This is a genomic window from Bartonella jaculi (genome assembly GCF_039543045.1).
GTDB classification, from domain to species: Bacteria; Pseudomonadota; Alphaproteobacteria; order Rhizobiales; family Rhizobiaceae; genus Bartonella; species Bartonella jaculi.
Genome location: NZ_BAABIZ010000001.1, coordinates 204029 through 227761, shown reverse-complemented (window position 1 = coordinate 227761; position 23733 = coordinate 204029). Strand labels below are relative to the sequence as shown.

The 23733-nt window shown below is 38.5% G+C and carries 17 protein-coding genes; 3 read left to right on the top strand and 14 right to left on the bottom strand.

What is annotated here, in order from left to right; translation table 11 throughout:
- Positions 1-349: 349 nt before the first annotated feature.
- The 10 genes from ABD915_RS00940 to ABD915_RS00895 all read right to left on the bottom strand — a co-directional run bounded on the left by ABD915_RS00940 (position 350) and on the right by ABD915_RS00895 (position 8912).
- Complete coding sequence (locus tag ABD915_RS00940; protein ID WP_345113827.1) at positions 350-1210, bottom strand: phytoene/squalene synthase family protein; 861 nt, start codon at positions 1208-1210, stop codon at positions 350-352.
- A complete protein-coding gene (locus ABD915_RS00935; protein WP_345113824.1) occupies positions 1207-1593 on the bottom strand; it encodes an Mth938-like domain-containing protein in 387 nt (128 codons plus the stop codon). Before ABD915_RS00935 ends, ABD915_RS00940 begins: the two co-directional genes overlap by 4 nt.
- 473 nt (positions 1594-2066) lie before the next feature.
- Positions 2067-2513, bottom strand: a complete 447-nt coding sequence (gene yajC / locus ABD915_RS00930) for a preprotein translocase subunit YajC (RefSeq protein ID WP_345113821.1) — start codon at positions 2511-2513, stop codon at positions 2067-2069.
- A 379-nt stretch (positions 2514-2892) separates the two neighbouring features.
- Positions 2893-4062: a peptidoglycan DD-metalloendopeptidase family protein gene (locus ABD915_RS00925; RefSeq protein ID WP_345113819.1), complete on the bottom strand. Its 1170-nt coding sequence runs from the start codon at positions 4060-4062 to the stop codon at positions 2893-2895.
- Between the two features lie 165 nt (positions 4063-4227).
- Positions 4228-4887, bottom strand: a complete 660-nt coding sequence (locus ABD915_RS00920; protein ID WP_345113816.1) for a protein-L-isoaspartate(D-aspartate) O-methyltransferase — start codon at positions 4885-4887, stop codon at positions 4228-4230.
- Between the two features lie 133 nt (positions 4888-5020).
- On the bottom strand, positions 5021-6298 hold the full coding sequence (gene serS, locus ABD915_RS00915) for a serine--tRNA ligase (RefSeq protein WP_345113814.1): 1278 nt from the start codon (positions 6296-6298) through the stop codon (positions 5021-5023).
- A gap of 60 nt (positions 6299-6358) precedes the next feature.
- Positions 6359-7141: a twin-arginine translocase subunit TatC gene (tatC, locus tag ABD915_RS00910; protein WP_345113812.1), complete on the bottom strand. Its 783-nt coding sequence runs from the start codon at positions 7139-7141 to the stop codon at positions 6359-6361.
- Complete coding sequence (tatB, locus tag ABD915_RS00905) at positions 7138-7605, bottom strand: Sec-independent protein translocase protein TatB (RefSeq protein WP_345113809.1); 468 nt, start codon at positions 7603-7605, stop codon at positions 7138-7140. The genes tatC and tatB overlap by 4 nt, the downstream gene beginning before the upstream one ends.
- A 59-nt stretch (positions 7606-7664) precedes the next feature.
- Positions 7665-7976: a twin-arginine translocase TatA/TatE family subunit gene (gene tatA, locus ABD915_RS00900; RefSeq protein ID WP_345113953.1), complete on the bottom strand. Its 312-nt coding sequence runs from the start codon at positions 7974-7976 to the stop codon at positions 7665-7667.
- Between the two features lie 765 nt (positions 7977-8741).
- Complete coding sequence (locus ABD915_RS00895; RefSeq protein WP_345113807.1) at positions 8742-8912, bottom strand: hypothetical protein; 171 nt, start codon at positions 8910-8912, stop codon at positions 8742-8744.
- A gap of 347 nt (positions 8913-9259) precedes the next feature.
- Here ABD915_RS00895 and ABD915_RS00890 point away from each other — a divergent pair, with 347 nt between their 5' ends.
- The 3 genes from ABD915_RS00890 to pgsA all read left to right on the top strand — a co-directional run bounded on the left by ABD915_RS00890 (position 9260) and on the right by pgsA (position 13134).
- On the top strand, positions 9260-10123 hold the full coding sequence (locus ABD915_RS00890; protein WP_345113805.1) for a 23S rRNA (adenine(2030)-N(6))-methyltransferase RlmJ: 864 nt from the start codon (positions 9260-9262) through the stop codon (positions 10121-10123).
- 369 nt (positions 10124-10492) lie between these two features.
- A complete protein-coding gene (gene uvrC / locus ABD915_RS00885) occupies positions 10493-12478 on the top strand; it encodes an excinuclease ABC subunit UvrC (RefSeq protein WP_345113803.1) in 1986 nt (661 codons plus the stop codon).
- A 74-nt stretch (positions 12479-12552) separates the two neighbouring features.
- Positions 12553-13134 (top strand): CDP-diacylglycerol--glycerol-3-phosphate 3-phosphatidyltransferase, encoded by a 582-nt coding sequence (gene pgsA, locus ABD915_RS00880; protein WP_345113801.1) that lies wholly within the window; start codon positions 12553-12555, stop codon positions 13132-13134.
- An 88-nt stretch (positions 13135-13222) separates the two neighbouring features.
- Here the strand turns inward: pgsA and ndk are convergent, their stop codons facing one another.
- The 4 genes from ndk to bafA (ABD915_RS00860) all read right to left on the bottom strand — a co-directional run bounded on the left by ndk (position 13223) and on the right by bafA (ABD915_RS00860) (position 23705).
- Positions 13223-13645, bottom strand: a complete 423-nt coding sequence (gene ndk / locus ABD915_RS00875; RefSeq protein ID WP_345113798.1) for a nucleoside-diphosphate kinase — start codon at positions 13643-13645, stop codon at positions 13223-13225.
- Positions 13646-14033: 388 nt separating this feature from the next.
- Complete coding sequence (gene bafA, locus ABD915_RS00870; protein ID WP_345113950.1) at positions 14034-16646, bottom strand: BafA family autotransporter; 2613 nt, start codon at positions 16644-16646, stop codon at positions 14034-14036.
- Positions 16647-17034: 388 nt separating this feature from the next.
- Entirely contained in the window at positions 17035-19605 is a 2571-nt protein-coding gene (bafA, locus tag ABD915_RS00865) for a BafA family autotransporter (protein ID WP_345113795.1), read from the bottom strand.
- Between the two features lie 380 nt (positions 19606-19985).
- Positions 19986-23705: a BafA family autotransporter gene (gene bafA / locus ABD915_RS00860; RefSeq protein ID WP_345113792.1), complete on the bottom strand. Its 3720-nt coding sequence runs from the start codon at positions 23703-23705 to the stop codon at positions 19986-19988.
- Positions 23706-23733: the final 28 nt, after the last annotated feature.

Genomic DNA, 23733 nt, shown 5'->3' with positions numbered 1-23733 from the left:
TGAAAAAACTAAAAAGGATTGTGCTTTTATTAATATCAGAGCAAAGAATATCTGCATAATAATGTGACTTTTTGCAAATCCGCGATTTTGCGAAAAAAGAGTGGATGAAATTCATCTCATTTTTTGCGTTCTCTGCTTCCACTGAAGAGAAAACCTTGAACTAAATATACCGTATTTTCAAAATTATCAGTCCCAATTTTAACTCTTTTGAGATTATCGTATTTAACTTGTCAGCACTGTTTCTAAAATGACAAAAAATGGACTGAATCACAATATCATTGCTTACTTTCAATAAAAGAATCCATCTGCATCTTTATTATTTCTCTTTCTGTTAAAACTCTTTTTTATTCTACAATATCTTTGGAAGATGACCACTTATCGCTGCTTTTGTTATAAACCAATAGCGATGGAGTAATGGTAAAGTTGCACTTTCTTGAAAAACTGCTGCTCCTAATTGTAATGCCTTTTGAAGAGATGCCGGTATAATTGCCAATGGAAGAAACGCTGGTTTAAGTGTTCTAGGCAAAATACTAAAATGCTCATAAAAACTGCTATAATGCTCTCTTGATAATGCTACCATAGCTTCAATGATGTAGCACTTTTGTTCATTACTGACACAATTTGATTCTAACTCTCCTCTATTTACTCCCACAGCTTTAAGCATATCAGCAGGTAAATAATATTGATATCGTGATGGCATGAATGATAAAAGACGCAATATACCGCTTAATCCTTGAGCAATCCCTCCATGTTCATAAGCGCCTGTAAAATCTTGTTCCAGATCAGGATCTAATATCTGACAAGAAAGTTGTAAAACAATACTTGCTGTCTCGCTACAATAGAATTCAAGATCGTGAAGAGTTTCTACTGGATTGTGGTAAAGATCTAAAATCTGCGCTTCGCAATAACGTAAAAAAGCTGTCTTAGGCAAATTAAAAAGAGTCATTGCCATAAACAAATCACTCAAAATCGGATTTCTTTCACTCTCTTGTATTTCACTCTTAGCAATAGAATCATACCACCAACGTAATCGTATCTCACCGATAAGCGGATCGTGCACACTTTCACGAATACGCGTAATTTCTGCATTAAAAGCATAAAGAGCGGCCAATGCTCTACGCTTCTTTTTAGGCGCAAATAAAACTGATATATAACGATCGCGATCTGTAGCACGTAAAATATCAAAACTATAAGGAAGAAAATTGATCATTCGACAGCAAACAATAATGCAGCAACTGCACGATCTTCAGCTAACAAAACATTAAATGTACGCACTGCTGCTCCTGTACTCATTGTATCTGATGAAATACGTTTTTCCCATAAAAGTGCACGTAACTCTTCAGGCAATCGCAATAATTCAACACCGGTACCTATCAATAAAACCTCAATCTTATCCGACTCTTCTAATATACGAGATATGTCCTTTTGAGTGGGGATTGGCCCTGCCATATCAATACCGTAAATACCTGATGGTACACAAATAATAGACCCTCTATGTGACATATCAGCGAAACGAAAGCCGCCATTTCCATAAGCATCGATGGGTGCACGCCCTGGAAAATGCGCCTCACGGATTTGAATTGCATGAAACATCAGTAATTGTCCTTTATTTTGAATAAATTAATTTGCGTTTTTTCCCTCAACCTCTAAAAGTTAGAAAAAAAACAATAATAACCCACATAGCAATATTGATGCAAAATCTTTCATACAAAAATAGCATCCTGACAATGCAACAAGCAATAGGTGAAAACAGTTACAGATAATATGAAAAAAGTTTCTGATAAAACACAGTTAAATACTACGTCAATTTAAATATATAGATTCATTGAAAAGAAATTTTTATCTCAGCCTATTAGCTCAAAAAAGTAACTCTGTTATATAGAGCAATGACCTTAATGCAAAGGGCACTAAAAATTATCACATTTTTAAAGCCCCCAGAAAAAACAGAATATTACGTTCGTTTATCGGCTATAAAACCACTCATACAATGAAATGGCCTTTATAAAAAAAGCCACCCATTTTTATAAAAATTCATTATAAGGATACCATAAATCTGCAATTATACTTTAGGATTTACCTTCTTTTGATACAGCTTTTTTCTCTTTGCTGACATCTTTCTTTGTTACAGTTTTAGCTTTAGATTTTTGTGGTGTTTTTATTTTAGCATTAAGTTTTGATTTTTCTTCTGAAATTGGTTGTCCTTTAACGCGGACATCCGACAATGTTGAACGTATAACGCGAATACGCATACCATCACAAATTTCCACTTCTAATTCACCACTTTCATCATGAACTTTTGTAACCTTACCAATAATACCACCCCCCGTTATAACTGTATCACCACGACGTACCGCATTAAGCATTTCCTGCCGCTTTTTTATTTGCGCACGTTGCGGGCGAATCATAAAAAAATACATAATTCCAAAAATTAGAATAAACGGGACAAAATTAACAAGTGAAATCCCATTGGAAGCACCGCCTGCAACTTGAGCATAAGCGTTGGTAATAAACATTTCTATCTCCTATAGATTAAACTTCAGGTATTTCCCACTTCACTAAAATAAGCTTTCTTAGAAGCATTATACATGGCGATAACTACACAACGTAGTCACAACTTTATCGAAAGGCAATAAATCCTTAAGAGATAGAAGGCAACGGGCAAAAACTTTTAAAGAACAGATTTATTTTTCTTTTCTATATCATAAATATGAGCATTCTCACTAAGCGAAAGAATAAATGATACAAAATCATTTTCTTCCTCTCCGATCAAACCAATTAATCGCCCCCTCAGACGTATGATTTTTTTTGCTTAAATAGCGTAAATTTAAACACATTGATTAATTGATTGAAATCGATATGAACTGTAGATTTTTAAAATAAAGTCATTACCAATTAGTTTTCTAAATATTCGATAGGATCAACAGGTACAGAGTTCTTACGTATCTCAAAATAAACACGCGGAGTTTTAATTTCTCCTGAAATACCAGACTTAGCAATTTCATCACCACGCCGTATCCTTTGCCCCTTGTGAACAAAAAGCTTACTATTATATCCATAAATAGTAATAATATCATTCTCATGTCGAATCATAACAACATTGCCAAGCTCTTTTAATCCATCACTCGCATAGATAACGACGCCATTTTCCGCTGCTTTTACCGATGAACCTTCAGGCACAGCGATAACTATTCCTCGATTAATCGCTGTTCCCTTCTTTTGACCGAACTGGCTTAACACACGCCCACGTACTGGCCAACGCATCTTAGAAATCCCTGTGGCTTGCGGAGTAACAATATTATCCGCATTAGTAACCGTATCTGATAAATCACTTTCATGGTTCAATGGCATTATCTGTTTAGAAGAATCATGCATTCTTGACTTGTTCATTTTTACAGAAGGTACAGTTGTTACAGGGGCTGTGATAGGTGCAGACTCCTTGCGCGTTATGGAAGATGTAACTTGAGACTGATATAAAGACTCTGTCGTTGATGAAAGCCTATTATCATTCCCGGCATTTGACATCGCTACAGTACGCTTACTTGGAATCATGAGTACCTGACCAATATAAATGGAACTACTGCTCATGCCATTTGCTAATTTTAATGCCTCAACACTGACCCCTGTTTGCCGTGCAATGCTGAACAGTGTATCTCCACTCTGGACAATGTATGAGTTTCGACGAAAAATAGGAGCCCCATCCATTTGTGAACGGGGAAGCGTTCCAAGATTGCGTGGCGGTGCTCCCATAATTTGGCTATCAGGAGAAGACGTCCCGCCTTGTTGTGAATAATTATATGAAGCACCATTATAGGTTCTTGAATCCCCACTTGGTTCCATAGGAGGCAATTCAGTGCTTTGTATTGTACCATCGTACGATAGCATCCGCGGATCAGGAGGCATAGTTGTAGACATATTTGATCGAGGAGAAACCGGATGATCATGGTAGATATTAGTAAAACGCTGTGTACCCGAACTACACCCAGCAAGAACTGTTGTTATAACCCCCAAAGCTACTCGTTGGAAATTACACCGAAAAACACTACCCAAAACTTTTAAACACATAGTTTTGCCCACTCACCAATAATCAATTCATTCCATTAAAGCTTTTTAATATTACCTAAGAGTTAAAATAAGGTATTTTACTCATAAATATATTACAATAAAACCGAAACGAATTTATTATCAGATAAAAGATAAGCCAATTTACGCGATATCGTACTATAAAAATCAAAGCACTTCTGCAATACCTTCAATAAAGGGTTGGTAGCGCACTTGAAACATTTCTGAACACTCAAATCGGCTACCAATTCTTGTATAACGTGTAACCATTTGAACCCCTTCATCTGGTCCTATAGCTTGAATGAGAATCCCATTTTCAGCTAAAAGTTCTAAGAATTCCTTCGGTTCATCAGAACGCGACGGCCAAATAAGAATACGATCAAATGATCCCAAATCTGTAACAATACGGCTTCCATCAATCCGGCGTACAACAATATTTTCAATTCCCAAAGTTTGAAATTTTTGCCGTGCCAACTCAACAAGTGTTTTATAACGATCAACTGTTGTCACACGATCACTAAGACATGCCATAAGGGCAGTACAAAAACCAGAGCCTGTACCAATTTCTAAGACACGATATTTTTTTTTCAACGATAACGCTGACAGAATCAAAAGTTGCTCTTCCAAACGCTCAATATATTCACCACACTCAATTGGGATAACTTTATTATCATAAGCACTATCAAACCAAGGAGAAGAAACAAAATGCTGACGCGGAATTTTCTCAAATGCAGCGAAAAAACGAACATCATCAATTCCTTTGCTGCGCATTTTCAGCACAAGACTTGCCAACTCCTCACGAAATCGTAAAATATCTCTTTGCCCCATAGTGTCATTTGATCCCCAACGGAGTAATTATATCATTACAGGCATAAGCCATTTCTTTTAGAATAGCAGAACCGTGCGTTTGAGCGCCGTCCTTTTTCAGCAATAAACACATATCAGTTCTCCTCTTGCAAAATTAAGCAGTAATACAACGCACGCCATTCATATAGGGTTGTAAAACATCTGGAACAATAATCGATCCATCAGCTTGCTGATAATTCTCAAGAATGGCAATAAGACAACGACCAACAGCCGTACCAGAACCATTCAGGCTATGAACAAAGTGTAATGCTTTATCACCTTCTTTACGATATCGAGCATTCATGCGTCGCCCTTGAAAATCTCCACAAACTGAACAACTGGAAATTTCACGATAGCATCCTTGGCCAGGAAGCCAAACCTCAATGTCATAAGTTTTACGTGCCGCAAATCCCATATCACCAGTACAAAGAACCACTGTGCGAAAAGGCAAACCAAGCCGTTTCAAGACATCTTCTGCACACTCAGTCATACGTTCCAGTTCAACTAAAGACTGCTCCTCGCTGGTAATTGATACCATTTCTACCTTCCAAAACTGGTGCTGACGCAACATACCACGTGTATCACGACCTGCTGATCCTGCCTCTGAGCGAAAACAAGGAGTCAAAGAAGAAAAACGTAATGGCAAATCTGATATCTCAAGAATTTCATTATTTACTAAATTGGTTAACGGTACCTCTGCTGTAGAAATAAGCCACCGACCATCTGTCGTCCGAAAAAGATCCTCAGCAAATTTCGGTAATTGAGCTGCTCCGTAAACAATCTCATCACGAACAAGAAGAGGCACCGAAACCTCTGTATAACCATGCTCATAAACGTGCATATCAAGCATAAATTGGCCCAAGGCACGTTCAAGCCGTGCCAATGTTCCTGAAAGTACTGTAAAGCGTGTTCCCGACAAACGACTTGCCCGCTCAAAATCCATCTGTTGAAGATTTTGACCAAGATCAAAATGTTCCTTTGGTGTAAAGTCAAAAGTTGGGGGCGTACCAAAATGTCGAAGGACGACGTTATCGCTTTCATCTTTACCCTCTGGAACATCATCCAATGGAATATTTGGGATCGCTGAAAGAGCGTTCTCAAGGCTTTCAGTCAACCGCTTTTCTTCCACTGTAACAGAAGAAAGAAAGGCTTTAATCTCTTCAACTTCAGCTCGAAGGCGGTCAGCCGCTTCCTGATCACACGTAGCTAAAGCCTGTCCTATTTCCTTTGAAGCCGCCTTGCGACGCTCCTGCGCGGATTGCACTTTAGCAACATGTGACCGACGCTCAAGATCAAGTTCTATTAACCTTTCAGCTTGTGGCTTAATGCCTCTCTTTGCCAACGCCTCATCGAATTTCTTAGGGTGTTCACGAATCCACTTAATATCAAGCATCAAAATTCCTCATTTGAATCGTTTCTATTCATTTTCTATCGTACAAGATATAAGCTTTTCTTAAGAGTTTTTTTTTCTCTTTTCTATGCAATAAGCAATTAAAATTGAAACCTCGTAAAGAGCTATCGTTGGTAAAGCCACTGCAAACATAGTAAAAAAATCCGATGGAGTTACTACCGCCGCAATTATAAAAGAAATGAGGATAGCCCACTTTCGTTTAGATACCAAATTATGCGATGTTAAAAGTCCAACTTTCGTTAAAAGACTGGTGACAAGAGGTAATTGAAAAATCAAGCCAAAAATCAGAATAAACGATGTCATAAAACTCAAATAATCGGAAATACGGACTATAAACTCTATTCTTAAATGAACATCCGGAAGAAATTGCTGAGAAAGGCTAAACCAAAGCATTATCGGCGCCAAAAGAGCGTAAACAAACGCTCCCCCAATACAAAATAAAATTGGTCCACCAATGAGAAATGGCAAAAAAGCCATACGCTCTTTTTTATAAAGTCCTGGTGCGATAAAGCTATAAAATTGAAACGCCGTATAAGGAAACGATAAAATGGCTGCTCCAAAAGCAGCAAGTTTCATCTTTGTTAAAAAAGTCTCCCATACTTGTGTTGATTGCAAACGAATACTCTCAGGATTACCACCTGATATTTTCATTGCCCACTGATAAGGCCATATCAAAAAATTCAAGATATAATCTTTAACAAAAAAACACATAACAAAAGCTATCAAAAATACTATCAAAGCAGCAATAATTCGCTGACGAAGTTCAATCAGATGCTCTAAAAATGGAGCCATATTGGCGTCAATTTCATCTTTTTCAGAATTCATGACGCTCCTTCCCTATCTTTAGCATTTACAGAAATGCTCCCCAATTTATGAAGACTCACAGAGGCTGTCGACTCTTCATTGGTTACATTCTGACCACATCCCAAAACTTCTTTATCTTTTTCTGATTTATGGTGTGTTGTGTTTACATCAAAACTATCGTGAATATCCCCTACTGCATTGTGAATTGGATTTAAAATCTCTGTCAACTCCTTGCGTGTATTAAGATCGCTCATATCCGACAATGTCTTTTGCACATCATCAAGCTCGGCTTGTCTAATGGCATCATCAAGCTCGGCTTGTCTCATGGCATCATCAAACTGGTCACGAAATTCATTCGCTGTTGAACGCACATAAGCTATTGCCTTTGCCATTATCCTTAGCATTTTTGGTAAATCTTTTGGCCCAACTACGATAATGAGAACAAGTAAGATCACGAGAAACTCTGGTCCTTCAATCCCAAACATCGCTTATACTCGACTTTCCTCATTTAAAAGAATAATGCTCAATTATGAGTGCATTTTGGTTATTTTACACGCTGTTTTTTAGCAACAGGCGTCTTACTCGCTTTAGTGGAAGAAGAATCTTTTCTATCAACTTTTGTACGCTTTTCAGATGAAGGAAGAGAGTGTTTAGGCTTAACATCAATTGTTTTAGAAGTATCAACCATTTCAAACTGATCCTTGATATTCTCCTCCTCTTCCTTCATATTTTTTTTGAAAGCTTTAATGCCCTTAGCAACATCACCCATTAATTCAGAAACCTTACCACGCCCGAAAAGCACAAGGATAATCAGTAAAATTACAATTAAATGCGTTGGTGAAAAAATATTACCCATCATTCCCTCTGACTGCTTTTAACTTTTATTTCATTGATTCATATTCACTACTGTAGGAAATATTCTAAATATAACTATATCTTACTTGTATATTTTCTTATCCGGTTAAAGGCAATTGCAGGTTTTCGTTGCAAACTCACTTTTTATCCTCTCTTCACTTTTGCTCAGCGATTTATAACAAATGCAGAGAAGCCAAAAATTAAAAATCCCTCCAAACAAAAGTCAAAAGGTTTGAGAGCTCTTCTCTTAAAGCAGCTTCATCTGATTTATCAGATTGTGAAACTCTCGTGCAAGCACCACGTGCACATTCCAATGCTTTATCCTATAAAACGACTCGTATGCGCAATCGCAAACATCTCTTCCAAATGAGCATTATAGTGAAAAACAATATCACAACCTGCTGCAAAATTTTACGTGTTAAATCTGAAAAACTTTTCCAAAGCGTCCTTCCTAAAAGCGCTTTCATTGCTACATCATCTGATACTAAAAGCCTCTCTTCTTTACGAATAACATTCTCAATAACTTTTCTTAGAAAGGGGGGGCATCATCCTTATCATCAACTACCTCATAGATAATATGGAAAATCACCGCAGCTGGAAAATAAGCCCAATTTTTAAAAAGGTACAAAATTATAGTTTTTTAAAAGATCAAGTGGAGCATCAACGCGTGTTAACTCAAAGTGCATATTGGAAAATATGTTTCATCAATGGTATAATATATCCTCCCTCCCCCCTTCTTGATCAATAAAAATATCATCACATCCATTTATCTTACATAAAGATGTGAAAGTGCCTTGATATCATCTGCCTCTCCAATATTGTGTGCAAACAAAATAAAAGCTAAAGACTTACGTTCGGCAATAGATGCTTTTTCGCCATTTTTTAGAAAAAGACTAGAAATACCAGTAATCATTACTTTTATTTCTGATATGATCACGATATCTTGATCTTGATGCTTATTTTATCAATCATCCCTCGGTCGATTAGGACAGTGCATAGGTTTCATGTCAATTTTGGAAAGCTATCTTTCATGTCATACACAACAGACGAAGCCATTATGCATATGAAAATGAAACTTTCGCTCTGCATAAATCACCATATCACTTAAATGTTGCTTGTCAGAAATCCTTTTTCCATATCACACTAGCGTTTTTCACGAATCTTGTTCATAGCTTCATACTAGCTTTCTTAAAAGCTACAGTAAAAGCTTTTGCCGATACAAAAGTTGTTGTTTTATGTTAATAAAGAGATTTGGTAAGCAGACACATATAGTAGAGTTCTCTCATGAATTATCGGCATATTTATCATGCTGGCAATTTTGCTGATGTTTTTAAACACATTATTGTCACCCGTATCGTAGAATATCTCAAACGCAAGGAAAAGGCTTTTCGCGTTATAGATACGCATGCTGGCATCGGCATTTATGATCTCTCTTCTTTAGAAGCACATAAAACAGGAGAGTGGCGTGAAGGTGTTCAACGGCTTCTGTCCGTTCCTATCCCAGAAGATTTAAAAATACTCCTTTGTCCATGGTGCGATATCATTGACACACTCAATGAGGGGAGAAAAGAAATCGTATTCTATCCTGGATCTCCTGTCCTAATTCGCCAATTATTGCGTAAACAAGACCGCCTAACCGCTATTGAATTGCATCGTGAAGATTACGAAGTTTTAGCAAGAAATTTTGCCGGTGATTATCAAACAAAAATTCTACATTTGGACGGTTGGCTTTCCTTAAATGCTCATTTGCCACCAAAAGAAAAACGTGGATTTATTCTCGTTGATCCCCCCTTTGAAAAACCTGGTGAATTTTCCCGCCTTACTGAGGGCTTGATGAAAGCATATCGCCGTTTCCCTGGCGGGATTTATGCTTTATGGTATCCTGTTAAATATGACAAAGAAATTGAGATTTTTCTTCAGTCCCTTCATCAAACAGGGATTCCTAAAATTTTACAACTCGAAATGCGTATTCGAAAAAGCTCAATACCACCTACAATGAATGGAAGTGGTATGATTCTTATCAATCCTCCCTATATTCTTGAAGAAGAAATGAAAAAACTTAGTCCCTTTCTCATCAATCGCCTTGGACAAGATAAAAACGCACGAATCACTCATAAATGGATTCAGAAAGAACACTCAGTATGTTAGATTCTTTCACTTTATATCCCTCTTAAATCAAAATTTTCTTTTTAAGAATCAAAAGTATTAATCAGCTCAGAAATCTTGCAATACGATGCTCTCATTTCTTTAACCTTTTGGACCACATCAGCCCCAATGCGCATCATACATAATCAGCCGTATAGATTTATCACCCTCATCATCATATAAAGTAAAGTTGGCGAACTCGTAAAACTGTTTTTAGAGGCTGCTTTCATATTTTTTTATGAAAAATAATAACTCTAAATTTAAGTGATCTCATGGCATAATGGAAAAAATAACTATAATGATATAAATGATAGTACTTGATGGATAAGAATCTTTCATATGAAAAACATAAAACATTTCCGGATAAACTGAATGATCCTGAAAAATAATATAGCTTGTCCTCCAAATAAACGAGAAAACCTTCCTTTTCTCTCTAATATTACATGGGACAGTGCTCATCAAGGAAATGATAAAAATCAATTCAAAGGTGCCAAGCTCATACAAGAGTTTGTCAAACATCTTCCGCATAAGCCAGGGGTTTATCGGATGTTTGATGAAAATAGTGATGTTCTCTATGTTGGCAAAGCACGTAATCTCAAAAAACGCGTTTCAAGCTATACTCGTGAACAGGGACATAATAACCGTATTACTCGTATGATTCGTGCGACATATCATATGGAATTTGTTGTTACGCATACAGAAACAGAAGCACTCCTTTTAGAAGCTAATCTCATCAAAAGGTTGCATCCACGTTTTAATGTACTGCTGCGTGATGATAAAAGCTTTCCTTATATCATTATTACTAATGATCATAGAGCACCTGGGCTTTACAAACACCGTGGTGCCCGAACACGAAAGGCCCATTATTTTGGTCCTTTTGCCTCTACAGGTGCAGTTACACAAACAATCAACGTTTTACAACGCGCCTTTTTGTTACGCACCTGTACCGATTCAGTTTTTGAAAACCGTACGCGCCCTTGCCTGCTTTACCAAATTAAGCGATGTTCTGCACCCTGTACAGATGAAATTAGTGATAGTGATTATAGAGAGCTGGTTAGAGGAGCAAAAGCTTTCCTTTCGGGAAAAAGCCAGTCCGTTAAAAATGATATGGTTCAAGCTATGCATAAAGCCGCAGAAAATCTTGATTTTGAACAAGCTGCAGCCTATCGTGATCGCTTATCGGCCCTCTCTTATATACAAAGTCATCAAGGTATTAATCCTCAAACGATAAAAGAAGCAGATGTATTTGCAATTGCGCAACAAAGAGGCGTGACCTGCATTCAAGTGTTTTTTTTTCGCATGGGACAAAATTGGGGAAACCGAGCCTATTTCCCTAAAGCAGATCCCTCTTTTTCTCTTACTGAAATTTTAGCAAGTTTTCTTGCCCAATTCTACGATGATAAGCCTCTTCCAAAACTTATCCTTTTATCTGAAGAAATCGAAGAAAAAGCACTCCTTACAAAAGCATTCAGTCTAAAAGCAAATCGCAAAATATTTCTTTCTTTACCCAAGCAAGGTGAACGCAAAACCCTTGTTAACCACGCCCATATTAATGCTCATGAAGCTCTCGAACGTAAGCTTGCTGAAACAGCTACACATACAAAATTACTTCAGAGTCTTGCGGAAATATTTCAACTTCCTCATACCCCATACCGTATAGAAGTCTATGACAATTCCCATATTATGGGGACAAATGCAGTAGGTGCAATGATTGTTGCAGGTCAAACGGGATTTATTAAAAACCAATATCGAAAATTCAACATCAACTCGACTGATATCACACCTGGTGACGATTTTGGCATGATGAAAGAAGTCATTAAACGAAGATTTTCACGCCTTATCAAGGAACATGGACTGCCTAAGGACAAAAACAGTACAAAAGATAAAGACGGTGATTCTATTCCCATTTGGCCTGACCTTATCTTAATTGATGGTGGTGAGGGACAAATAAACAGTGTGCATACAATATTATCTGAATTAAGATTAGACAATCTTATCACGGTCATTGGAATAGCTAAAGGTGTTGATCGTAACGCGGGACGTGAGCGGTTTTTTATACAAGGCAAAACACCCTTCACACTTCCTCCACGTGATCCTATCCTTTATTTTTTGCAACGTCTACGCGATGAAGCGCATCGTTTTGCAATTGGAACGCATAGAGAAAAACGAAAAAAAACAGTATTTAAAAATCCGCTTGATGAAATCGAGAATATTGGTCCAATAAGAAAGCGTGCATTGCTTCACTATTTTGGCAGTGCCAAAGCCGTAGCTAATGCTTCACTCGAGGATTTAATAAAAGTTACAGGTATTTCTGCCACAATTGCACAAAAAATTTACAACCATTTTAACGAAAAATAAGGCTTGTTTCGTAATATTTGCCTTGTTACGTTTATAAAACATATTATACCTTACAGAGAATTGAAAATGGTTCTATGAAAAATCATACTTTTTCTTTTCCTAATATTCTGACTTATGCACGCATTGTTGCCGTGCCAATGGTTGTGGCATGCTTTTTTTTAGAAGGGCGCTTGCAATCAAGCGATATCACACGTTGGATCGCCGTTTCCATTTTTGTTATTGCGTCCATCACTGATTTTCTTGATGGCTACCTTGCCCGTATTTGGGAACAAACATCCAATATTGGCCGCATGCTAGACCCAATTGCAGATAAACTTCTCGTATCTGCCTGTCTGCTCTTACTTGCTGCAGACAGTACTATTGCTGGGTGGACTCTATGGGCTGCCATTATCATTCTTTGCCGAGAAATTCTCGTATCTGGATTACGTGAATATTTGGCTGAATTAAAAGTTAGTGTTCCTGTCTCTCGTCTTGCAAAATGGAAAACTTTTGTACAAATGATAGCTATTGTCTTTCTCTTAGCAGGACCAGCTGGCAACAAAATTATCCCTTACACGACAGAGTTTGGCATCACTATGCTATGGATTGCGGCTCTCCTTACATTGTGGACAGGATGGGATTATTTTCGTGCTGGCTTAAAACACGTCATCACATGAAAAATAAGGACCCACACACACCCTTTCTCATAAGCAAAATCCCGAAACATACTGTTTCGAGATTCTCTACTTTTCATATATGCTTTTATTAACCAACAATTTCCATCTCAGAAAACCAAAAAGCAATTTCTGCTTTTGCGGTTTCAGCGCTATCTGAGCCATGGACAGAATTTTCGCCAATCGACAAAGCATGGACTTTACGAATTGTCCCCTCCTGTGCTTCCATAGGATTTGTAGCACCCATAACTTCACGGTTTTTAGCTATTGCATTTTCGCCTTCTAAAACCTGTACAACTGTTGGTCCAGAAGACATAAACTCAACTAATTCGCTAAAAAATGGACGTTCTCTATGAACAGCATAAAATCTTTCAGCTTCACGCTGGCTCATCCACACACGTTTAGATGCAACAACGCGCAACCCTGCATCTTCAAGCATTTTTGTAATCGCACCTGTCAAATTACGACGTGTTGCATCCGGTTTAATCATTGAAAAAGTACGTTCTACAGCCATTTGACCACCTTTATTACATTTATAACATTCTTTGGCCGTTCTATAGCGAGCAAGAAACCTTTTGCCAAGTGATTGTAGAAAAAACTGCCACAATTTTCAAAGATGCATCATGAACACTCAAGGAAAGTTCAATAAAAAACGCTAATACCCGCGCCAATTACTTATCCCCTCGTAACAGCACTCCCACCTCTGTGCAAAGATCAAATCAATTTGCATAACCTTAAACATTTCTTCTCAAAATTACCTTTCAAGAAAGAAAAACACCACACACGATATGTATAATAGCTTTTATGAAAAGATATACTTCCTTCAAAAACTCCCCTCCGAATACTATATATTTTGCTTGCACAAAATCACATGTTAAGGCCGGTCAAAGAACAAAATACAGCTAAAAACTGTAGCGTACGCCCAAAATACCTTGGAGGGACTGCTTCACCTTTTGCCCTTTGACATAATGTGCTTCCGCATAAAGCTTTAATTTCTCACTCACTAAACTGCTTAAACCAACCCCTAGTTTACCCGCATTCCCTGATAAGTCCGTGGTAAATTCATGCTGTTGATTAATCGTCGTGTGATTGTTATCTTTATTCTCACGCAACCATGCTGCCGTAATGTAAACCATTGATGAAGTATCTATGCCTGAACCAAATTCATATCCTAAAGATAATCCCACTTCACTCCGTAATGAGGTAAAGGGGCTTATATCACCTGTCATTTCATTGGAAAGCTTTATCTCTTTACCTTCAGCTTGCAACCACGTGAACTGTGCATAAGGCTGCATCCAACCGCTCTGTGTTATTTCAAAACGATACCCCGCTTCAAATGATGTGCCTACCACCCATTGCTTATAATTTCCTTCAATGTCTACACCATTCGTTGAAACTGCCTTCAAATCATTCTGGTAATGATTGTATTTCAAAACACCATCCAGATACAATCCACTATGATCAAAATAAGTCGCATAAGCTCCAATACCATAAGTGTTTATGCCGCTGATACCACCTCGTGCATGCGCTACACGCGCTTGATCATAACTTCCAAAACCACCAATATAAAACTCGCCACTCATTAATTCGCTTAAGCCACTGATGCCTAGAACTATACCCGTCTGCTCAAGCTTAAAATCTATATGTTCTGTAGCAACACTCTCTCTACTCTTGATTGCATATGTCCAGAAAGCCGCATTTTTCTTACTTCTGTCTAGAATTCCTCTGCCAGCACGTACAGTTTGCAACTCATTATGAAAAATAAGTCCCGGTGCCACAGACATCGACAACACCGCATCTGTAGAGGGAGTGGTTAAAAAGTCAGAAACTGACATTTCCTTACGCGATTGCAAAGGAGGTTGCTCTTGATCACTTGGGCGCACAGTCATTTGATCAGCTAAAGTTTGAGCACCCGCAGCAACAACAGGCTGCTGTTGCTCATCAGAAGAATTATGATTACCAACTGGACGTGATAATTTAATAGCTTGATTTCTCGGAGATGAAACAGGAGGCTGCTGAACCTCTTTCAAATGCCGAGGCAGTCTGTCTTTGGGTTTCTCATTGCTATTTCCCTGATCATTAGGTATCTGAAAAGTAGAACTTTGCGAACGAGAACGCGAACGAGAAGAAGAAGTCCTTCGTTGAGAAGATGTATTTGCATCAGTAGATGAAGAAGGTGAAGGAATAGTAACTTTCGATTTCCTATTCATGCGCGGGGAGCTCCCCCCCGAAGGACTTGACGTGCCAGTTTCCCTACCCAAATACCAAGTTGTGGAATCACCACTAGAATCGGCATTTCTCTCTCTCCTCTGCAAATTATATACAAAGGTTCCACCATCGAAAGCTTCAATTGCCTCACCGGAGTGATTTACCAAAGTAAAATTAGCTCCTCCGCTTTTATCAGTAACCAAATTAAGCGCTGTGGTGAGACCATTTTTTTGTGAAAGAAGCCCTGTAATTTCAGCACCAGAATCAGCAACGCTTATTGTGTGATTACCTGAACCATCATCAATCACTAAGTAATCACTACCACCACCCGTAGTACTAATATTGAACTTAAAATGTAAATCCCCTGAAAGCTCACCAACATGAAGTGAAATATGGCGTGGATCATACCTAGCAGAAGTAAAAACAACAGTTCCTCCCTCTCCACCTAACTTCTCCATTTCTATCTGTGGTTTTACATTATTATTCCGCTCACCAACATTAAATAGCGTTTCATCAGCCCTTCCCTCCACAGAAATCTTTGTTTTTGTAGTATGATTTGTTCTATCACCGGCAAGTAAATAAAGATGCCCCTGATTATTGACCTTTACCTCCCCTGATATCTCTGCACCAACAAAAATCCACGAGTTGGCGTTGTCGTTAATCGTTAGACCATCCACAATTCCCAAAGGATATACTACTTGAATACTTCCATCCTTTAAGGTAGTGTTATTGGCTACCCCTTCCGCTAAAACGTGCTGCCTACCATTTCCAGAAGCTATGGTACTTTCTGCAATCCCTCCCTCTCCTCTCCTCCCCGTATAAAGATTTTGTTCTCCACCTTGTCCTACTTTTGTATACCAAGCCGTTGCACCATCATATATATTTTGCTGCCCTACTGTCCCTCCCGCTCCACCAGAAACTGTGGCATGATAAGCACTGCTCCCCTTCTCCAAATTTTCAAGCTTAAGTATCTTCTCTTCAAACACAAACTGCTTACCCCCAGGAATATTAGTATTCATTGCAGTTCCACTACGCGTAACTATTTGCATCCCGCCTTCTTTAATAGTAGCGCCTATGGAAGTCTTACCATTTTCAACAATCTCTACACCGCCATCACCGATTGTAATATTATTACTCGGAACCAGAGAATTAGTAATCAGCGCAGAGCCTTTTCCAACCTGTCCCCCCTCATTCACACTCATCATACTTGTTAGCGCCGCACTCTTACTTTCAACTGCACTGGCAATTTGCACGAGACAACTGCTGATCATTAATACTGAAAAACTCAATTTGAATTTATACTGCATCATTCACACTCCACTCTCAATCATTTAGACAAATATCCCGCATTTCGCAGGTGGACTATTGTAGATTGTATCGTAATGTGTTTTATTTATGTCTAAATGCAATTTTTTAGCGTAATATTTTTATATTGCAACTAAAAATTGCGCGCCTAATAAATTGAAAAGAAGATCCTAGTCTGAAGCTGTATAACTTCGAAAAATTCAAATTATGTTTTGCGTACAAGGCATAAATTGCAAGACTTGCAATAATAAATGAAAAAACAATATCGCCTTTAATAGAGCGTAAGGTTATCCTCAATGTCTATATGCTCCCAAGAGGGTATAGACATTGAATGTTTAGCTCACGAAGATAATAAGACTTCTAAGATTAATCAGCATGTAAAACGCATATTTAGAAACTGTAACGTAACCCTAAAATACCTTGAAGTGACTGCTTAATCTTATTCCCTTTCAGATAATGCGCTTCCACATAAAGTTTTAATTTGTCATTGACAAAACTGTTTAAGCCAATTCCTAATTTACCCGCATTTCCTGACAAGTCGGTGATAAATTGATACCGGTTATTAATTGTCGTATGATTATTATTTATATTCTCACGCAACCAAGCTGCTGTAATATAAGCCGTCAATGGAGTATCGGCACCAACAATAAATTCATGCCCTGCTGTTAATCCAACTTCACTACGGAACGAAGTTAATGGACTTATATCACCTGTCATTCCATTGGAAAGCTTGATTTTTTTACCTTCAGCTTGCATCCCTGTTAGTTTGATATAAGGCTGCATCCAAGTGCTTTGTGCTGGCTCAAAACGACAGCCAACCTCAAATGATCCACCTATCGCCCACTGATTATAATCGCTTTGAATAGCTAAACCGTTCGTTGAAACCGCTTTCAGATTATCCCGATAATAATTATATTTCAAAACACCGTCCATATACCATCCACGGTTATCAAAGTAAGTCGCGTAAGTTCCAATGCTATAACTGCTTATGCCGCTATCACCGCCTCGTGCATGAATAACCCGCGCTTGATCATAACTACCAAAAGCGCCAACATACAAATCCCCATGCATTAGTTCGTTCAATTGATCAGCGCCCAATATTATACCTGTCTGCTCAAGCTTAAAATGTGTATGACCTGTAGCAACGCGTTCTCTACTTTTAATCGCGTACGCCCAGAGATCTGTATTTTTTCTGTTTTGGTCTAGAATTCCTCTCCCAGTACGCACAATTTCCAGTTCATTGTTAAAAATAAGGCCAGAAGCTACTGCTGTAGAGAGTATTGCATCAACTGAAGGAGTGGTCGACGCCCCACCAGGAGCCAATGGATCTGTTGGATTAGGAAGTGGGGATTCTGGCCCACTGATGCGATCTGCAGACAAAAACCAAGTTTTTCCATTTTCCTCCTTTCTCTGTTTCAAATCATACATATAGGTTCCACCATCAATAGCGTTGATTTTTTCACCCGAGAGATCTGTCAGAGTAAACTGTGCTCCACCGCTTTGGTCCATAATTAAATCACGCTTATTTGAAGAAGGATCGGTAATTTCAACTCCAGAATCAGCAACGCTTATTGTGTGATTACCTGTTCCATTTTCAACAAAGAGATAATCACCACGGTTCTGTGCAAGAGTGGTATTGAATTTGAAATGTAAACTACCTGAAAGATTATTAACATGAAGCTGAGAGTAATAAGGATCAGAGCCACTAAAGGCAAAAATAACGCTACCCTTACCACTTAATTTCTGAATAAGAGAGCTTTTTCCGTCAAACTCTTCGGTAATGGCGTACAATTTTGTATCTTGTCCATTTAAAATAACGTCTTCTACTGTGGTATGGTGTTGATCATTTCCAGCATAAAGATGAAGCTGTCCAGAATGATTCACCAGAGTCTTGCCTTCTAACGTTGAACCAGCATGCGCAAACGATTTTGCTTCATCATTCATCGTAAGATTTTTCACATATCCATCGGTATATATTTCCTGAATAGCGGTCTCGTTTAAAGTGACCCCAATAGCTTTACCTCCTTCTAAAACACGCTGTTTAGCACCGCCAAAAATTTGTGTATCAAACGCAGAACCACCATTTTTTGCACTTTGAGACTTTTTTGCAATCTCCTGCACGCCTCCTTGCATAACTTTCGTGTTCCAAGCACTTCCCCCATCGTATATCTTTTGTTGCCCCAGTGTTTCGCCTTGACCATAAATTACTGTCCCCGAAGCACTACTCGCTTTAATCTGTCCTCCGACATCACCTTCCCCCCAAATAAGCTGCTCACCACCATAGATTTTTGTCCCTTCGACTTTTCCTCCATTCCCAACATTTTGCCGTCCTCCTTCTTTAATGACAGCATTTTTGGAAAAACCTTGTTTTCCTTTTGAAGCCTCGACACTTTCACTCCCACCATGTTCAATTGTGCTATTCTCACTAAGACCTCCTGCATATACATAGATCTCTGCACCATTCCTCACCGTGTTATTTATGGATAATCCCGGCTTGTCTATCTTACCATCATTTGAAAAATGAGCTTTACCATTATTATCGAGTACAAAATTTTCCAAAAATGCTCCATCTTTAATAAAAATGAGTTCAGGATTTGTATGTACAGCAATATTTTTTTCTTGCATATTTTGTCCGGTAGTGACATCATCCTTGCCAACAGAACCCTGTATTTTTCTGGCTAGTACTTTACTACTCTTATCCGTAGTAATACCATTAAGCATTTCAAAAAAGCCAGATCCGCCATCTGCTTCTATAATGGCATCACCTTTAGATGCTTGAACCTTTGTGTATTCTTCTATTCTCATGCCTCCATTATGCTGACTATGGAGTATTTTCTCATTTATACCATAATCTGAAGGCTGATAAAAAGGTTGTCCCCTACTCTCACCCGCAATAGCTGCTTGAATAAAACAGCTGCTAACCATGAGTGCCCAATAACGTTGTTTCCACTTATATTGCATAACTATACCCTCCCCTTCATGCCTGAGTAGACATCAAAGGTAATTAGCTCTGCAAAAATTATTTTCAACCTAAACTTTTAAGAATTATCTTTAACACTTTATTAACATTGAAAAAATGCCCTTTGTATCTCCCTAAAATCTTCGTCTGATTGAGAGTAAAAAGCAGTTCTTACATTGCTTTTTTTAACACGCGTCAAAAATTTTTTATCAAAGAAAAAGAATAAAATACGATCCTCTCGTATGAAGCATACGTCTTGTTATAATAAAGTGCCTTTGTATTTTCTCAAAAATGTCTTTTCTCAAAAATTGTACTCTGAGCATCAAATATCTCGCTTGTAAAAAATCATCCATTTAAAGCTGCTCAGAGAACAAATACACTGTTAAAAGCGGTAGCATACGCCTAAAATACCTTGAAGGGACTGCTTCACCTTTTGCCCTTTGACATAATGTGCTTCCGCATAAAGCTTTAATTTCTCACGCACTAAACTGCTTAAACCAACCCCTAATTTACCCGCATTCCCTGATAAGTCCGTGGTAAATTCATGCTGTTGATTAATCGTCGTGTGATTATTATCTCTATTCTCGCGTAACCACGCTGCCGTAATGTAAACCATTGATGAAGTATCTATGCCTGAGCCAAATTCATATCCTAAAGATAATCCCACTTCACTCCGCAATGAGGTAAAGGGGCTTATATCACCTATCATTTCATTGGAAAGCTTTATCTCTTTACCTTCAGCTTGCAACCACGTGAACTGTGCATAAGGCTGCATCCAACCGCTCTGTGTTATTTCAAAACGATACCCCGCTTCAAATGATGTGCCTACCACCCATTGCTTATAATTTCCTTCAATGTCTACACCATTCGTTGAAACTGCCTTCAAATCATTCTGGTAATGATTGTATTTCAAAACACCATCCAGATACAATCCACTATGATCAAAATAAGTCGCATAAGCTCCAATACCATAAGTGTTTATGCCGCTGATACCACCTCGTGCATGCGCTACACGCGCTTGATCATAACTTCCAAAACCACCAATATAAAACTCGCCACTCATTAATTCGCTTAAGCCACTGATGCCTAGAACTATACCCGTCTGCTCAAGCTTAAAATCTATATGTTCTGTAGCAACACTCTCTCTACTCTTGATTGCATATGTCCAGAAAGCCGCATTTTTCTTACTTCTGTCTAGAATTCCTCTGCCAGCACGTACAGTTTGCAACTCCTTGTGAAAAATAAGTCCCGGTGCCACAGACATCGACAACACCGCATCTGTAGAGGGAGTGGTTAAAAAGTCAGAAACTGACATTTCCTTACGCGATTGCAAAGGAGGTTGCTCTTGATCACTCGGGCGCACAGTCATTTGATCAGCTAAAGTTTGAGCACCCGCAGCAACAACAGGCTGTTGCTCATCAGAAGAATTATGATTACCAACCGGACGTGATAATTTAATAGCTTGATTTCTCCGAGATGAAACAGTGGAAAGAACAGAAACTCGTTGATTTTGGTCTAAATGTCGGCGCGATCTACTCCTACGCGGCAAATTATCAATATATATTGCAGATAAATACCAAATTTTTTCACTTCCAGCCTCACCGCTTTTTTGTTTCAAACCGTACACATAGGTTCCACCATCAACAGTACCAATTTTTGCACCAGAAAACTTTTGTAGAGTAAAGTGCGTTCCTCCACTTTTATCAACAATTAAATCAAGATCTGTTGAAGAAGGATCGGCAATTTCAATACCAGAATCTACAACGCTTATCGTGTGATTACCGCTACCATTCTGAATAAAGAGGTAATCACCTTCTCCTTCTGCAAGGCTGACATGAAACTTGAAATGCATACTGCCCGAAAGATTGTCAATATGAAGTTGAGAGTAATATAAACTAGAATCAGAAGACGTAAAAATAACCTCACCTGCACCATCTAAATTTTGAATGTAAGAGCTTCCACCGTCAAAAATGCCAGCAATAGAGTATAATTTAGACTCTTCTCCACTTAAGTTGATGTCTTCTACTGTAGTTCGAAGTTTATCATCTCCAGCATAAAGATGGAGCTGTCCAAAATCCTTAACTGTTATTTCTTCCCTTAATATTGCACCAGAAAAGATCCACGAATTAGCTTCGCTATTAATCGTCAAATTTTTCACGTATCCACCAGCATCAACTACTTGAACAGCACCAGCGTACAAAGTAACAGTATCCGCCTCACCTCCTGCTAAAACACGCTGCATACCACCCGCAAAAACCTCAGTATTTATCGCTAAACCACCGCTCTTTTGTGCAAAATTCTCATCGTCTGGGAACCATTTAGCAAGATTTTGTACCCCTCCTCTCATAACTTTTGTGTCTGAAACTACCCCATCATCATACACACTCTGTTGCCCCAGTGTCTTACCTTGACCATAAATTATGGTGCTATAAGCAGTACTGCTCACAACCCCATCGCTCGCATAGCCTTCTCCGAAAACAACCTGCTGACCGCCATAGAGTTGTGTCTCCATTGCTGTTCCTCCTCCCTCTACACTTTGTTTTCCACCTTTATAAACAATAGCAAATTCTGAAGTGCCTTGTTCTCTAACAACCTCAGAACCACCATTCCCAATTGTGGTATTCTTACTGAGACCACCCGCCTCAACATAAAGCCTTCCAGAGCCCTCAACCATGGTGTTAATGGACTCTTTGTAAAGATCACCCCCTCCATCATCAGAAATATGAATTACATTACCATCCCTGAGTAAGAAACTTTGCAAAATGAATTCATCCTCACCAACACTGAAATCATTTGCATAAAAACTGAAATCACTTTCATAAGAGCTGACTATAGGATCTCGCAAAACTGTCATATCTCCTTCTTTCCTTGGAGATTCAGTTATAGGCGACTCTGTATTAGATGAAGTGGTTAAAGAAGTAGAAGCCTTCTCAGCAGCAGCTAAATACCAAGTTTTTCCTCCTTTATCCTCTTTCTCTTTTAGATCATACATATAAGTTCCACCATCAACGGTATCAGTTTTTCCCCCAAAATGGTTTGTTAAAGAAAAACGAGCCTTTCCACTTTTATCAGTAATTAAATCAATTGCGCGGAAAGAAGAATTGGTAATTTCAGTACCAGTATCCACGATGCTTACTGTATGGCTACCTTGCCCTTTCTCAATGAAAAGGTAATCACCATATCTTTCTGCAACGTTAACCCTAAAATTGAAATTTACATTCCCTGAAAGCTCAGAAACATAAAGCAGAGAATAGTATGAGTTAGACTCCTTAGAATCATTAGAATTAAAAGTGAAAATAACCCGCCCCTCTCCACTTAACTTTTGAATTATAGAGCTTGAGCCATCAAGTTTAGTAGCAACAGAGTATAATTTTGACTCTTTTCCATTTAAAATAATCTCTTCTGCTTTCGTTTGCTGCCCATTATCTCCAGCATAAAGATAAAGCTGTCCAGAACCATTGACCTTTACTTCCCCTTTCAATGTCGCCCCAGCATATACCAATGAAATGGCTCCGCTATTAATTGTCAGAGTTTCCACATGCCCATCGGCATAGACTCTTTGAAGAGCTCCATCTTCCAAAGTAACAGTATTTGCCTTACCTTTCGCAAGAACATTCTGCACCCCAGCTGCACAAACTATAGTATCTATTGCCAATCCCCCTACTTCTCCAAACCATGTGCCAATATTTTGCTCTCCTCCACTCATAACATCTGTCAAGAGAGCTGCCCCATCATCATACACATTCTGTTGTCCTGATGTTTCACCTAGACCATAGATTTCAGAATTATAAGCGTAACTTCCCTCTCCTAAAACAATTTGTTCACCCCCATAGACTTTAACCTCCTCTGTTTGTCCTCCAGACTCAACACTTTGCAACCCATATTCACCAATAAAAGTACCTTTTGAAACTTCTTTTTTCCCGACAACCTCAACTTCACCGTCCTTAATTATAAAACCTTTACCCATTTCTCCTAGCTTTTTACTGACACATATTGGCATTAATGGACTTTCTCTCGGCGCAGCTACTCCCTCTGTATTTGCAATCTTTACAAGAACACCACCCGCTATTAATGCCCAACTTAGCTTTAGTTTGCGTCGCATTGTCCACACTCCACGATTTCAAATAAAA